Source organism: Pseudomonas sp. NPDC078700, from assembly GCF_044542375.1.
GTDB lineage: Bacteria > Pseudomonadota > Gammaproteobacteria > Pseudomonadales > Pseudomonadaceae > Aquipseudomonas.
Genome location: NZ_JBITUI010000007.1, coordinates 179,118 through 193,297, shown reverse-complemented (window position 1 = coordinate 193,297; position 14,180 = coordinate 179,118). Strand labels below are relative to the sequence as shown.

The following is a 14,180-nucleotide window of genomic DNA, read 5'->3' as shown; positions in this document are numbered from 1 at the left end:
TTAACTCTCCAATTATGGTTCATCTTGCCATCATTGCGTGTAGGGCCGATAGCCGGGTCCTGCAGTTAATAGCAACCGAGGGACAATCGCGATCGGGGACAGACCACGTTTTAGGCTGCTACGGTTGAATCGTGGTCTGCCCCCTGATACTCCTATTAGCGGGTTTCGCGAGCTGGCTCGCCAAGGCATCATCGTAGGTGCAGGTGCGGTCGGCGGTATTCTTGCGGGGATGGGGGTTAGCGCATTGTGCGGGCCAGCCGCTCCCATTTGTGCAATAGCAGTTGTTTTGGCAGGGACAATCACCGGTAGTGTCGCAGGCGAAGCGGTGGCGAGTTCATTGGACGAAGAGTTAGAGGAGTTCACACATTGGGACATCTACTGACTGAACCACAACTGACCAAAGTAAGAGCCGCTCTTTCCGAGCCATTCAACGATTTACCAGTCGAATATGATTATGTGGCGAATAAGGTGAGAGGCGTTGACCTTGAAATACTTTACACAATCCTTTATTCAGAGGTTGCGCCAGTGTGCTTCACCAATCTCGTGGCAGCAGTGCCTCCGGTATGGACGGGGTTCGACCCGGACATACTCAGAGAGTCGATAGAAGAAAGGCTGGCAGCTAGAGAGCGCAACTGGCTTCGTCGGCAGTTCGATAAAGTACTGGTTCGCTGGCTGCAATACAACTACGCCTACATCTGGAAGGAAATCGCCAGTAGGCTTTGAACCCAAACGCACAATGAGTTAGCGACTCGCTGAACATTAGGAAAACCCTCTGATCATTTCTGGCTGTTCTGCTCATATTGATTAGCAGTTTTTGGCCGCCCCGCCTATCCTCTAGGACAGGCAAGGGGCATTGCAACTATTGCTTCGGACGAAGACAAACACAGTTCCATTTAGATGTCGTTCCTCAGTAACCGCTACCTGCCTGACTCAATCACCTGCGGTTAGCTGCGGCCACAATCAGTTCTTTCATCTCCACCACTGCCTGCTTGAAGCCGACGAACAGGGCGTGAGCCACTAGCGCATGGCCGATGTTCAGTTCATTGATCCCGGCGATGGCCGCGACGGGCTCTACATTGTGGTAGTGCAAGCCATGCCCGGCGTTAACGATCAGACCTTGGTTAACACCACGCGCGACGCCATCGGCGATGCGCGCCAATTCATCGGTTTGCTCTTGTGGGGTGTGGGCATCGGCATAACGGCCGGTGTGCAGTTCAATCGCCGGCGCGCCAACTTGTTTTGCTGCATCAATTTGCACCGGATCAGGGTCGATAAACAACGAGACTTCGCAGCCGATTTTGCTCAAGCGTTCCACCGCTGCGCGCATGCGTTCAAGTTGCCCAGCAACGTCTAGACCGCCTTCAGTGGTCAGTTCCTGACGCGTCTCAGGTACTAAACAGACATGTTCAGGACGAATACTTTCGGCGAATGCGAGCATCTCCTCGGTCACGCCCATCTCAAAGTTCATGCGCGTTTGCATCACCTCTTTAAGCATGCGCACGTCGCGTTCCTGGATGTGACGACGGTCTTCACGCAGGTGCACGGTGATGCCATCGGCACCCGCTTCTTCGGCATCCAATGCAGCCTTAACCGGGTCGGGATAGCGGGTGCCGCGGGCTTGGCGCAAAGTGGCAACGTGGTCAATATTCACGCCCAGCAAAACACGGTTGGCATCAGTCACGAGAAGGCTCCTTAAGGGTCATAAACAATTCACGGCTAACCAGCGGTTTACCGCCTAAATGTGGGGCCAGCGCTTGGCGCATCAGGCGTTTAGCAGCGGCCAATGCACCCGGTATTTGCCAATCGGCTTCGGCCATGGCCAAAAGCTCAGCGCCTTGAAATGCCCCCGGCTGCCACTGCCCGATAGGCACCAAGCCATCTTCGGTCTGCAAGCGATAAATCCCATCGGCCACCAAGGGTTGGCCGTGTAAATCTTGATCGAGGGCGAAACCATAGCCTAGCTGGTCCAACAACCGCCATTCAAAAGAGCGTAATAAGGGTTCGATGGCGCGGCCTTGGCCAAGCGCAAGCAACGTTTCGGCGTAGTGATCGAACACTGCCGGCTGGGCATCTTCGACGGGCAGCAGGCGAATCAACAACTCATTCAAGTACAGGCCGCTAAACAGCGCCTCACCTGATAATAAGTTGGCGATCCCGGTGGCCTCAAGGCGCGAAACACTCTTGAGCTCACCTCGCCCACGAAACACGGCATCTAAGGCCACAAAGGGCCGAGCCAAGCTTCCAGATTTGCCCCGCGCGCTTCTTAGTACGGCACGCAGACGCCCCTGCGGGGTGAGAAAGTCAACCAAGGCACTGCTTTCGCGATAAGCGCGGCTGTGCAACACATAAGCAGGTTGATTGAGCACGAGCATGGCGAGTATTAACTCAAATTAAACCCTGCGTGGCGGGGTGCCACGCAGGACGATCGGTCAAGCTAAGGGGTGCCTTAGATATCGTCGTAACCGAGTGAACGTAGCGCCCGTTCATCATCCGACCAACCACCTTTGACCTTGACCCAAAGGTTGAGCATGACTTTGGAATCGAACAGCACTTCCATGTCTTTGCGTGCTTCCTGGCCAACGCGTTTGATCCGCTCACCCTTGTCGCCAATGATGATTTTCTTTTGGCCATCGCGCTCAACCAGAATCAGCGCATGAATATGCAGAATGCGCCCTTCTTGCTTGAACTCTTCGATTTCAACGGTGATCTGGTAAGGCAACTCAGCGCCCAATTGACGCATGATTTTTTCACGCACCAGTTCAGCGGCGAAGAAGCGGCTTGAGCGGTCGGTAATCTGGTCTTCAGGGAAGAAGTGCACACCTTCAGGCAGATGCTCGCTGACCAACTTTTCAAGGGTCTCAAGGTTGTGTCCGTGGTGCGCAGAGATCGGCACGATCTCTGCCTTAGGCAACTGCGTGGCCAGCCACTCCAGGTGCGGCATCAACTCAGACTTGTCCTCAAGACGGTCAGTCTTGTTGATTGCCAGAATCACCGGGCCTTCGACGTATTGAATACGTTCAAGCACCATCTGATCTTCATCGGTCCAACGGGTGCGATCAACCACAAAGATAACCACATCCACGTCTTTCAACGCCGATGACGCACTCTTGTTCATGTAGCGGTTGAGCGCTTTTTCGTTATTTTTATGCAGGCCCGGGGTATCCACATAGATAGCCTGAGCGCCGCCCTCGGTTTTAATTCCGAGCATATTGTGGCGAGTGGTCTGCGGCTTGCGCGAGGTGATTGCAAGCTTTTGCCCAAGGATATGGTTCAACAGCGTTGACTTGCCCACGTTTGGCCGGCCAACGATGGCGACATAGCCACAGCGTGAAACAGGTGAATCAGTCATGGCCATTCTCCACACCCAGGGCGATCAGCGCTGCCGCAGCGGCAACCTGTTCAGCAATGCGCCGACTAGCGCCCTGCCCCAAGGTTTTGTCATTCAATAAAGTCACCTGACATTCAACGATGAATGTCCGACAGTGCGGCTCGCCCTGAATATCCACCACGTCATAACGTGGCAGTTCACAGGCTCGCGATTGCAAAAACTCCTGCAAGCGGGTTTTTGGATCTTTGTTGGTATCAACCAGGGTCAAGCTTTCCAGCTCATTGGTCAGCCAAGCCAGCACCCGCTCACGCGCCGCCTCCATGCCTGAGTCCAAGTAAATCGCCCCGATCAAGGCTTCCAGCGCATCGGCAAGAATCGACTCGCGGCGAAAACCACCGCTTTTCAACTCACCGGAGCCCAAGCGCAGGTATTCACCCAAGTCGAAGCCACGGGCCAGAATCGCCAACGTCTCGCCCTTGACCAGGCGTGCACGCAAACGTGACAACTGGCCTTCGCGAGCTTGTGGAAAGCGCTCAAACAGCGCCTCCCCAGCAACAAAGTTAAGAATAGCGTCACCCAGAAACTCCAGGCGCTCATTATTGCGCCCGGCAAAACTACGGTGCGTCAGAGCCAGGACCATGTGGTCCTGGTCTTTAAAGGTGTAACCGAGCTTACGCTCTAAACGGGCTAACGAATCATTCACGGCATACGCACACGGAATTCTTTATCAAAATGGACCACCAGATCGAGGTTCTCGATCAGTGGCTCACGCTTCTCATACTTGAGGTGAGCGCGAAACTCATTGTTCTCAACTGTCACCTTAAGGGCATCCTCAAGCTTCAAGTCACGAATACTGTTGACCTGCATGCCCTTGCTCACATGGCTGTAGAAATCACGAACAGTCCGAATATCGGCTGCTTTATCGGTTTCAACCGAGGTGATGATCTTCTCCATGGACATGTAATCAAGGTAATGCGGTATTACTTTGAACGCAGCACTGGCAAAAAATGCGACAAGCCCCAGCACCAGCAACCAGCTAATAATAGACATTCCCTTTTGCGAGCGCGCAAATGTCATGACAGACCCCATTTATTAGAATTTTTAAACGCCAAAACGGCGAGTCACCAGACTATATATAGACGGCGGCGCTGATTTGAACAGCGCCGCATTTTTATCCTTTAAATCAGTGAATCAGGCCAACACGTGAGAAGTTTGGCAGATTACTCATTTTCGGATCAGGCCAGCTCATCCATACCGCAAAGGCCTTACCTACAATATTCTGGTCCGGGACCATGCCCAGCAGCGGCTTCGGAATGTTTGTATCATTCCAGTAACGGCTGTCGTTAGAGTTGTCGCGGTTATCACCCATCATGAAGTAGTGCCCGGCTGGCACTGTCCACTCGCCGCCAGGAACGGCGTGGTAGCGCTTCATCTCTTTGCGAATCAAATGTTCAGCTTCACCAAGTTTTTCGTTGTAAAGCATCACGCTGCCGAGGCTGCCGGGCTCTTCACCGATCAACTGTTGAGCGACCTGCTTGCCATTGACGAACAGGTGCTTGTCTTTGCTGTAACGAATCTGGTCGCCCGGCAGCCCCACTACACGCTTGATGTAGTTGATGTTTGGGTCGCTTGGGTAGCGAAACACCATGACATCGCCGCGCTGCGGATCTTCGACCTGGATAATCTTGGTGTCGATGACCGGTAAACGAATCCCGTAAGCGAATTTGTTGACGAGGATGAAATCCCCTACTTCCAGCGTCGGACGCATAGAGCCCGATGGAATCTGAAAGGGCTCAACCAAGAATGAGCGCAGTATCAGAACAATCGCCAGTACAGGGAAGAACGACTTACCGTACTCGACCAACAGCGGCTCTTTGTTAAGTCGCTCAATCACCTGCTCATCAGCTTCACCATCAATCTGGCCCTGATAGGTGGCGATTGCAGTACGCCGACGCGGCGCTAAAAACACCAAGTCAAATAATGCCAAAGCGCCACAAACAGCAACCGCGATGACCAGTAACAGCGGGAAATTGATCGACATATGTCTTAACTATCCACTTTGAGAACAGCAAGGAAGGCGTCCTGTGGAATTTCCACGTTACCCACTTGCTTCATTCTTTTCTTACCGGCCTTCTGCTTTTCAAGCAGCTTACGCTTACGGCTCACGTCGCCACCGTAACATTTGGCCAGTACGTTTTTACGCAGCGCTTTAACGCTAGTACGCGCGATGATTTGCCCACCAATTGCGGCCTGAATCGCCACATCAAACATCTGACGCGGAATCAGTTCTTTCATTTTCTCGGTCAACTGGCGACCTTTGTAGTGCGCTTTGTCGCGGTGCACGATCAACGCCAAGGCATCAACCTTGTCACCGTTGATCAACACATCCAGCTTGACCAGATTAGCCGACTGGAAACGATCGAAACTGTAGTCCAGCGACGCATAACCACGACTTACCGACTTCAAGCGATCGAAAAAGTCGAGGACCACTTCATTCATCGGCAGATCATAAGAAACCTGCACCTGACTGCTCAGGTACTGCATGTCGATCTGTACACCACGCTTTTCGATACACAGGGTAATGACGTTACCCAAATGCTCTTGCGGCACCAGAATATTGGCCCGCACGATCGGCTCGCGCATGTCCTCGATGGCCGAGACATCCGGCAGCTTCGATGGGTTGTCGACGTAGATGGTTTCACCGGTCTTGAGCACAACTTCAAAGACTACGGTCGGCGCTGTGGTGATCAGGTCCAGGTCATACTCACGCTCAAGGCGCTCCTGAATGATCTCCATGTGCAGCATGCCGAGGAAGCCAATGCGGAAGCCAAAGCCCAAGGCATCGGAGCTTTCCGGCTCATACTGCAATGCAGCGTCGTTCAGCGTCAGCTTCTGCAGGGCTTCACGGAAGTCCTCGAAGTCATCTGAACTAACCGGGAACAAACCGGCGTAAACCTGCGGTTTAACGCGTTTGAAACCCGGCAACATATCAACATCAGGGGTATTCGACAGGGTCAGGGTGTCACCCACCGGAGCACCATGGATGTCCTTGATACCGGCGATGATAAAGCCTACTTCCCCGGCTTTAAGATCTGCAGTCGCGGTGTGCTTAGGGTTAAACACACCGACGCTATCGACCTGGTGCATTTTACCGGTGGACTTGACCAGTACTTTGTCACCCTTCTTGATGCGCCCGTGACGCACGCGCACCAAGGACACAACGCCCAGATAGTTGTCGAACCACGAGTCGATGATCAGCGCTTGCAGAGGCGCATCGATCTCACCGGTTGGCGCTGGAATAGTCGCAACCAGACGCTCAAGTACCTCATCGACGCCCATGCCGCTCTTGGCACTACAGGCCACAGCGTCAGTGGCATCAATGCCGATAATGTGTTCGATTTCTTCTTTGACTCGCTCAGGCTCAGCCTGCGGCAAATCCATTTTGTTCAGCACCGGCATGACCTCAAGGCCCTGCTCGATAGCGGTGTAGCAGTTAGCTACCGACTGAGCTTCAACACCTTGACCGGCGTCGACCACCAACAACGCGCCTTCGCACGCCGCCAGTGAGCGGCTGACTTCGTAAGTGAAGTCAACGTGACCTGGGGTATCAATGAAGTTCAGCTGATAGGTTTTGCCGTCACGTGCCTTGTAGTACAAGGTCACGCTATGCGCTTTGATCGTAATGCCGCGCTCGCGCTCCAAGTCCATGGAGTCCAGTACCTGGGCCTCCATCTCGCGCTCAGACAGACCACCGCACATTTGAATAAAGCGGTCAGCAAGCGTCGACTTGCCATGGTCAATATGGGCAATAATACTGAAATTACGTATGTGGCTCAGGTCACTCACAAGACAACACTCAAAAAGATCGCAGGCGACTGCCCGCCGAAAATAGCCGCGAAGTGTACCCGATTTACCCTCAATTCGTCACCCACAGCCCCTGATCTCGCTGACATAAGGCTGCCAATGCCTTGCAAGCCATAGGCTGCGCCAGATCCAACGGCCGCCAGGCACAAAAAAGGGCGATTAAATCGCCCTTTTTTGCGTTCGCCTGTTACTCAGACAACTTGAAGGTAATAAAGCTTGCACGGCCTTTGCGCAGTACGCGCATCGACACCGAGCGATCCTTCGGCAATGCCTTGGCAACAGTGGCAAAGCTGGCGACAGAATCAATCGACTGGTTATTCAGGTGCGTAATCACGTCACCTTGACGAAGACCGATCAATGCAGCCGGGCCATCCATGACTTCGCTAATCACCACGCCACCTTTGAGGTCCAGCGCTTTCTTCTGATCAGCACTTAGTCCAGCCACCTTGATACCCAGGCGGTTACTGCTTTGCTCAGCGCTTGGCGCTGCAGCTTCAGCCAGGGCATTGCCATCTTCAGGCAGCGAACCAATGGTCAACTCAAGCTTCTTGTGCGCACCTTCACGCACCACGTCCATTTCAGCTTTGGAGCCTGGCTTTAAGCCACCGACCAAATGCGGCAGGTCAGCAGACATAATGATCGGCTTATCATTAAGGCTCAGAATTACATCGCCCACTTGCAAACCACTCTTGGCACCCGGGCCATCTTCAAGCACCTGAGCAACCAAAGCACCAGCCGGCTTATCCAAACCAAAGGACTCAGCCAAATCCTTATTGACCTCTTGGATAACCACACCCAACCAGCCACGACTTACTTTACCGTCAGACTTGAGTTGGTCAGCCACATCCATGGCCACGCTCATCGGGATGGCAAACGACAACCCCATAAAGCCGCCAGAACGGGTGAAGATCTGCGAGTTAATACCCACAACCTCACCTTTCAGGTTGAACAGCGGGCCACCGGAGTTACCCGGGTTAATCGCCACATCCGTCTGGATAAACGGTACATAGCTTTCATTTGGCAGACTACGGCCTTTGGCACTGACGATACCGGCGGTCACCGAATGGTCAAAACCAAAGGGTGAACCAATCGCCAGAACCCACTCACCGACCTTGAGGTCTTCTGACTTGCCCAATGTCACAGTCGGCAAGTCTTTAGCGTCAACTTTTAGCAAGGCCACATCACTGCGCGGGTCTGCGCCAATCACTTTAGCTTCAAGCTCACTGCGATCAGACAGGCGAACAATGATTTCATCAGCATCGGCGACCACATGATTATTGGTCATGATGTAGCCGTCAGAGGAAATGATAAAACCAGAACCCAGCGACTGCGCCTCACGCTGGCGACCATGACTTGGCGGTCGCGGCTGCTGTGGAAGACTGCGCTCGAAGAATTCACGAAACATCGGCGGCAGACCTTCGAGGTCGGGCGCTGACATGCCGCCAGAGCTGGCGACTGCATCTGGGATTTTCTGCCGCGTACTGATGTTAACAACCGCGGGCGAGGCCTTCTCAACCAGCTCGGTGAAGTCAGGCAGCTCGGCATGAGCGGAAAGTGCCTGCCCCATCAGCAACAATGAGAGCACAGCAGAACAACATATTTTCAGGCTAGGCATTAACGTAAAGCTCCCCATCCGGAATAGAGGTTTGACTCATTAAACAGTCGTAGCATTTGCTAATACGGCACGCATTACTACTGGCTGAAGTTGTGGATCTTCCGCCACGCGAGCACTTCGCCAGCGCACCCCGAGCCAGGATGCAGCCAACCCCGCGATACCTGACAGAATCACCAACGGCTCACTCAGAGACAGCTGATCAGCCAGAACAGCCGCCGTGAATAGCCCAATCAAGGGCATCAGATAGACCAGTAATGACCCGCGCACGAGCAAATCCTCGCGCACGCCAATCACGACCTGGTCGCCAACACTTAAATGCAGATTTGATAGCGCTCGAACGTAGCCACGACGGCTATCAACGCCTAACTTATCGAGCAAGCCCTGACCGCAGCCAGCATTTGCCGAGCATGTTGAGCAGGTGCTTTTGCGAAGTGTCTCGACCCAAACTGCGCCGGACTCTACTGCAACCACCCGCCCCTGCTCTTCGATCATGGTTGAGGTTTAGCCTCACCCGGACGAACGGATAACGCCACCCGCTCGGCGGTGCCGAGCGGAATTTCACCCACCACCGTGACCATTACGTCTCCGGCGTCGGTGGCCAAACGTCGCGAAACAGCAACAGTTGGGCCTAACTGAGTGCGCGCATCTTCAGCCTTAGCGCCATCTAGAGGCTCTAGGAAGACAGAAAAACGCGCCAGACCATCGTCATACAGCAGGCAGGCAACAGGCTCTTTGGAAAGAGGACTGACCCGCTGACTGGTTGAGCTCAAGATAAAACCAGGAGGGAGCCAGTCTGAGCGCCAGGCCTTGGCATCCAACGGAGTGGATTTAACAGGCGTAACAGGCTGGCAATCAGCACCCGGCTTCAACGCATCAGCATCGGCGACGTTGACTGCATCGAACTGAGTAAACTGGAATCGCTCCAGCATCTGCCCCTTGTCATTGAGCAGCAACGACTTGAGCGGGACACCTGTCTCGCGATCAAGGTGCAGCTCAACGCCATATCGGTGCTGGTCACGCGGCATCAGGCCTAAAACCACGGCTTTGTGCCCGGCCACGCGGGATTCCCCAATGACGCGAATGTCATACCACTTGGCTAGCTCGCCTGAATCAAGCTCGCGCGACGGCCACGCCTGGGCATCACTGACTTGATCGAGCAGCGTACCTGCCACGCATTCAGTGCGACCATTTACTCGAAAGGTTTCATGCTCAGGCCCGTCCAGTTGCAGCAAGCGATCACGTACAACGCTATCTTTGCCGACCTGGTGCCAAATGCTATGAGTAGAAAAGCTACCATTACGTTCGTAAACAAACGTGCCTTGGTAGCTTTGGTGCTGACTGGCATCCGATAAACGTCGCAACCAATCTTGCGCATCAGATGCTGCAGCAGGTAACGCCAAGCAACCGCCTAACATTAAGGCGGTCAGGGGTATAAAGCGCATGCGTTTCCTTAACGGCTTTCGTCCAGACTAGCAGCGCGTGCGTATGGCAGTGCGCCTTCAGTCACATTGGTTCCAAGCTGTTGTGCATGCTGACGTACGTATGACGGCAAGCGCTGCTCATGCCATGTCGGCTCAGCTTTGCTCGACGGTATCATGGATGAACCTTGATCATCAGTGGTAAATCCGGCCAACATTGCTGGGCCCTGGACCTGAACATGATTAATCGAAGGCTGGGTAGCCGCTTGCTGAGCAAGCTCGGCACCGGTCAGGTCATCCTGATTGTACAGACGCACACCGGCCAATACAGCGACAGTCACTGAGGCTGCAACAGCCAAGCGGCCAACGGCGCGCCATGGGCCGCGGGTTACATTGCTCGGCGCTTGCGGCATTGCTTCATCAGCAATGGCAGCAGATACCGCGCTGGCAATATCCAGACGCGGCTCAAGCAGTTCTTTATGCATCACTGCACGAGCGATCTGGTAGCGCGACCATTTGCCGCGAAGTTCAGCGTCATTGCTGGCGCTGAGTACTCGGCGGAGTTCCATTTCGTCCGCTTCGTTATCCATCACCGCGGACAGCGATTCCTGCAGGGCTTCACGACTCATAACGGTTCCTCTCTTGGCTGTCGCCGCGGTCTTAGGTGTCTTGCAACAAAGGCTGCAGTGACTTATCAATTGCTTCTCGCGCTCGGAAAATCCGCGAACGCACTGTACCTACCGGACACTGCATGACACTCGCAATGTCTTCATAACTGAGACCATCAAATTCACGCAATGTTAGGGCCGTGCGTAAATCTTCTGGTAATTGTTGGATGCAACGATGCACGGTGGCTTCGATTTCATCCCTCAGCAATGCTCGCTCTGGAGACTCGATATCTTTGAGGGCGTGATCACCATCATAAAATTCGGCATCTTCAGCGCTTACATCACTATCTGGTGGCCGACGACCGCGTGACACCAGATAATTCTTTGCCGTGTTAATGGCAATGCGGTACAGCCAGGTATAGAACGCACTGTCACCGCGAAAGTTTCCGAGTGCTCGATAAGCTTTGACAAACGCTTCTTGAGCAACATCCTGTGCTTCATGACTGTCGTGCACGAACCGCACGATCAACCCTAAAATCTTGTGCTGATACTTCAACACCAATAGATCAAATGCTCGCTTGTCGCCGCGTTGTACACGCTCAACAAGCTGCTGATCCTCTTCCTGGCTTAGCATGAACACTCCTTAGTGAATTGTGAGGAGTGCAGCGCCAGCCAATGAATCGGCTTGCAAAAATAGACTCGGGCGTTGCGCAAAAGTTCTCCCCTCCAACCAAGCTTCTTGCAGATTTTTTTCTATCTGCATGAAAACGCGCAGGCCAAGGCGTCGCCGTTGACCTGCGCACATAATCTTAGAACGTTTAGATTATCGCTAAAAACCGCGATCTAGAACCAAACCGCTACGATAAACAAACAATGTCCCTCTCCGGGTGACGGCTAATAGAGCTCAAATACTTAAAAAAAGTTCCCTTAGCCCTCACACCGCATCAAGCCCGCTATTGTGACGCGCCCCCCCTCTATATACTAGAGGGGCATTCACGCGGAATCAGCTTATGAGCCACCATTTTCAACACGACGTATTGGTTATTGGCAGCGGCGCTGCTGGCCTCACCCTTGCCTTAACCCTGCCTGCGCACCTCAAAATCGCGGTACTCAGCAAAGGCGCGCTTGCCAATGGCTCAACATTTTGGGCACAAGGTGGGGTTGCTGCAGTGCTTGATGACCTCGACACCGTTGAGTCGCATGTTGAAGACACCCTCAATGCCGGTGGCGGATTGTGCCGTGAAGACGCTGTTCGATTCACTGTCGAGCACAGCCGCGAAGCAATCCAATGGCTGATTGATCAAGGCGTGCCCTTCACCCGTGATGATGAAACCGCGCGCGAGGACGGCGGCTTCGAGTTTCACCTGACCCGTGAAGGTGGTCACAGCCACAGGCGAATTATTCACGCTGCCGATGCAACTGGCGCGGCAATATTCAAAACACTGCTAGAACGAGCGCAGCAGCGAGACAACGTTGAACTGCTTGAGCAGCGCGTAGCTATTGACCTGATTACCGAGCGCAAGCTGGGCTTGGAAGGCGAACGCTGCATCGGCGCTTACGTGCTAAACCGCGATACCGGACAGGTTGATACCTACAGCGCACGTTTTGTCATTCTCGCCACCGGCGGCGCTGCCAAAGTTTACCTTTACACCAGCAACCCGGATGGCGCCTGCGGCGACGGCATTGCGATGGCCTGGCGTGCAGGCTGCCGAGTCGGCAATTTGGAATTTAACCAGTTCCATCCAACCTGCCTGTATCACCCACAAGCGAAAAGTTTTCTGATTACCGAAGCCCTGCGCGGCGAAGGTGCCCACCTCAAGCTGCCAAACGGTTCACGTTTTATGCAGCGCTTTGATGAGCGCGCAGAACTTGCACCACGCGATATTGTGGCCCGTGCCATCGACCATGAAATGAAGCGCCTGGGTGTCGACTGTGTCTACCTGGATATCAGCCACAAACCGGCCGACTTTATTAAGTCACACTTCCCGACTGTTTATGAGCGCTGCCTGGACTTCGGCATCGACATCACCAAACAACCCATCCCAGTGGTACCTGCCGCGCATTACACCTGCGGCGGCGTTGTTGTCGACCAGTGCGGCCACACCGATGTGCCCGGCCTATATGCCATTGGCGAAACCAGCTTTACCGGCCTACACGGTGCCAATCGCATGGCCAGCAACTCTCTGCTCGAGTGTTTCGTGTATGCCCGCGCAGCAGCGGACGACATTGCCCGCCAACTTGACGACATTGCCACACCACACAGCTTGCCTGACTGGGACGCCAGCCAGGTGACCGACTCAGATGAAGACGTCATCATTGCGCACAACTGGGACGAACTGCGGCGGTTCATGTGGGACTACGTCGGCATTGTGCGCACCAATAAGCGCCTGCAACGCGCCGAGCACCGTGTACGCCTGCTGCTGGACGAGATTGACGAGTTCTACAGCAATTACAAGGTCAGTCGCGACCTGATTGAGTTGCGTAACCTGGCGCAGGTAGCCGAACTGATGATCCGTTCGGCCATGCAGCGCAAAGAATCACGGGGCTTGCATTACACATTGGACTACCCCGATATGCTCCCCCATGCTGAAGACACTATTGTGCATCCGCCCATCTACGCGGGCTGAATTTAAGCCGCACACGCAAACGCCGATGCTCCGCATCGGCCATGGCATCGCGCGGAATACAAAGGGTATGTGCCATCTGGGTATGTTTCATCTTGGTATGGGCCGCCTTGGACGCCGAGCCCGGCTCAGCCCAGCGAAACCGCAGGACGATCACCCAAGGCAGCGCCAGGCTGTCTGGCAACAGGCGAACTGAGCGCCACCCTTGCCCTGCGCTCCACAACTGCCAGTCATCATCCACCCGGCGCAATGCCGTTAGTGCTTCAGGTGCGGCCAACGACAGATACCGCGGAACGACCCAAGCCGCGTGCAGCGCACAGAATAATGTGGCGCTGGCACGGGCCCACAACTGCAGATCGACGACCCAAATAGCGATGAGTGCGAGCAACTGGATGCAGAGATAGAACATCCACAGCCGCAATGAAGGCTGCCAGCGAAATTCGAAATAACTACTTTGGCTGGACACGGTCCAGGATCATCCGAACCATGCGCTTCAAGTCCTCATCTTCAGGTTCTGAGCGCTGCATGAACCAACCGAACATGTCCTGATCTTCGCATTCCAACAGTTTGACGTAACGCGCCTGATCTTCTGGGGAAAGGTCCGAATAGACTTCTTTAACAAAGGGCACCAACAACACATCCAGCTCAAGCATACCGCGACGGCTATGCCAGAAAAGACGATTGAGTTCAGTCGAGTCGACCATTGGACAGATCCTTGAGCGA

At 54.2% G+C, this 14,180-nt stretch carries 16 protein-coding genes and 1 pseudogene; 3 read left to right on the top strand and 14 right to left on the bottom strand.

Annotated elements, in window-relative coordinates:
* Positions 1–166: 166 nt before the first annotated feature.
* Both ACIGCM_RS21130 and ACIGCM_RS21125 read left to right on the top strand, forming a co-directional pair.
* Positions 167–382: pseudogene (locus tag ACIGCM_RS21130) on the top strand (hypothetical protein); the annotation flags it as partial.
* Positions 367–723: a hypothetical protein gene (locus ACIGCM_RS21125; protein ID WP_397504021.1), complete on the top strand. Its 357-nt coding sequence runs from the start codon at positions 367–369 to the stop codon at positions 721–723. The pseudogene ACIGCM_RS21130 and the gene ACIGCM_RS21125, both read left to right, overlap by 16 nt.
* Before the next feature lie 211 nt (positions 724–934).
* Here ACIGCM_RS21125 and pdxJ read toward each other — a convergent pair whose 3' ends face one another.
* The 12 genes from pdxJ to rpoE all read right to left on the bottom strand — a co-directional run bounded on the left by pdxJ (position 935) and on the right by rpoE (position 11,467).
* On the bottom strand, positions 935–1,681 hold the full coding sequence (pdxJ, locus tag ACIGCM_RS21120) for a pyridoxine 5'-phosphate synthase (protein ID WP_397504020.1): 747 nt from the start codon (positions 1,679–1,681) through the stop codon (positions 935–937).
* Positions 1,674–2,372 carry a DNA repair protein RecO gene (gene recO, locus ACIGCM_RS21115; RefSeq protein WP_397504019.1) on the bottom strand — a complete coding sequence of 233 codons (699 nt, stop codon included), beginning with the start codon at positions 2,370–2,372 and terminating at the stop codon, positions 1,674–1,676. Before recO ends, pdxJ begins: the two co-directional genes overlap by 8 nt.
* Before the next feature lie 74 nt (positions 2,373–2,446).
* Positions 2,447–3,349 carry a GTPase Era gene (gene era, locus ACIGCM_RS21110; RefSeq protein ID WP_397504018.1) on the bottom strand — a complete coding sequence of 301 codons (903 nt, stop codon included), beginning with the start codon at positions 3,347–3,349 and terminating at the stop codon, positions 2,447–2,449.
* The gene (rnc, locus tag ACIGCM_RS21105) at positions 3,342–4,031 is read right to left on the bottom strand and encodes a ribonuclease III (protein WP_089358563.1); all 690 of its coding nucleotides are present in this window, start codon (positions 4,029–4,031) and stop codon (positions 3,342–3,344) included. The genes era and rnc overlap by 8 nt, the downstream gene beginning before the upstream one ends.
* Complete coding sequence (locus ACIGCM_RS21100; protein ID WP_397504017.1) at positions 4,028–4,405, bottom strand: DUF4845 domain-containing protein; 378 nt, start codon at positions 4,403–4,405, stop codon at positions 4,028–4,030. Before ACIGCM_RS21100 ends, rnc begins: the two co-directional genes overlap by 4 nt.
* A 106-nt stretch (positions 4,406–4,511) precedes the next feature.
* Positions 4,512–5,369, bottom strand: coding sequence for a signal peptidase I (gene lepB / locus ACIGCM_RS21095; protein WP_397504016.1), 858 nt, complete (start codon positions 5,367–5,369; stop codon positions 4,512–4,514).
* A gap of 5 nt (positions 5,370–5,374) precedes the next feature.
* On the bottom strand, positions 5,375–7,174 hold the full coding sequence (gene lepA, locus ACIGCM_RS21090) for a translation elongation factor 4 (protein ID WP_397504015.1): 1,800 nt from the start codon (positions 7,172–7,174) through the stop codon (positions 5,375–5,377).
* Between the two features lie 205 nt (positions 7,175–7,379).
* Positions 7,380–8,807, bottom strand: a complete 1,428-nt coding sequence (locus ACIGCM_RS21085) for a DegQ family serine endoprotease (RefSeq protein ID WP_397504014.1) — start codon at positions 8,805–8,807, stop codon at positions 7,380–7,382.
* A 39-nt stretch (positions 8,808–8,846) separates the two neighbouring features.
* On the bottom strand, positions 8,847–9,299 hold the full coding sequence (locus ACIGCM_RS21080) for a SoxR reducing system RseC family protein (RefSeq protein WP_397504013.1): 453 nt from the start codon (positions 9,297–9,299) through the stop codon (positions 8,847–8,849).
* Positions 9,296–10,249 (bottom strand): MucB/RseB C-terminal domain-containing protein, encoded by a 954-nt coding sequence (locus ACIGCM_RS21075; protein WP_397504012.1) that lies wholly within the window; start codon positions 10,247–10,249, stop codon positions 9,296–9,298. The genes ACIGCM_RS21080 and ACIGCM_RS21075 overlap by 4 nt, the downstream gene beginning before the upstream one ends.
* A gap of 8 nt (positions 10,250–10,257) precedes the next feature.
* Positions 10,258–10,854, bottom strand: coding sequence for a sigma-E factor negative regulatory protein (locus ACIGCM_RS21070; RefSeq protein WP_397504011.1), 597 nt, complete (start codon positions 10,852–10,854; stop codon positions 10,258–10,260).
* 31 nt (positions 10,855–10,885) lie between these two features.
* A complete protein-coding gene (gene rpoE / locus ACIGCM_RS21065; protein WP_397504010.1) occupies positions 10,886–11,467 on the bottom strand; it encodes an RNA polymerase sigma factor RpoE in 582 nt (193 codons plus the stop codon).
* A 376-nt stretch (positions 11,468–11,843) separates the two neighbouring features.
* On the opposite strand from rpoE, the gene nadB reads away from it, so the two are divergent.
* Entirely contained in the window at positions 11,844–13,460 is a 1,617-nt protein-coding gene (nadB, locus tag ACIGCM_RS21060) for an L-aspartate oxidase (RefSeq protein WP_397504009.1), read from the top strand.
* Here nadB and ACIGCM_RS21055 read toward each other — a convergent pair.
* Together ACIGCM_RS21055 and ACIGCM_RS21050 are read right to left on the bottom strand one after the other, a co-directional pair.
* Positions 13,429–13,923: a protein YgfX gene (locus ACIGCM_RS21055; protein WP_397504008.1), complete on the bottom strand. Its 495-nt coding sequence runs from the start codon at positions 13,921–13,923 to the stop codon at positions 13,429–13,431. The two genes, nadB and ACIGCM_RS21055, sit on opposite strands and share 32 nt — an antisense overlap.
* The gene (locus ACIGCM_RS21050) at positions 13,907–14,161 is read right to left on the bottom strand and encodes a succinate dehydrogenase assembly factor 2 (RefSeq protein WP_397504007.1); all 255 of its coding nucleotides are present in this window, start codon (positions 14,159–14,161) and stop codon (positions 13,907–13,909) included. The genes ACIGCM_RS21055 and ACIGCM_RS21050 overlap by 17 nt, the downstream gene beginning before the upstream one ends.
* Positions 14,162–14,180: the final 19 nt, after the last annotated feature.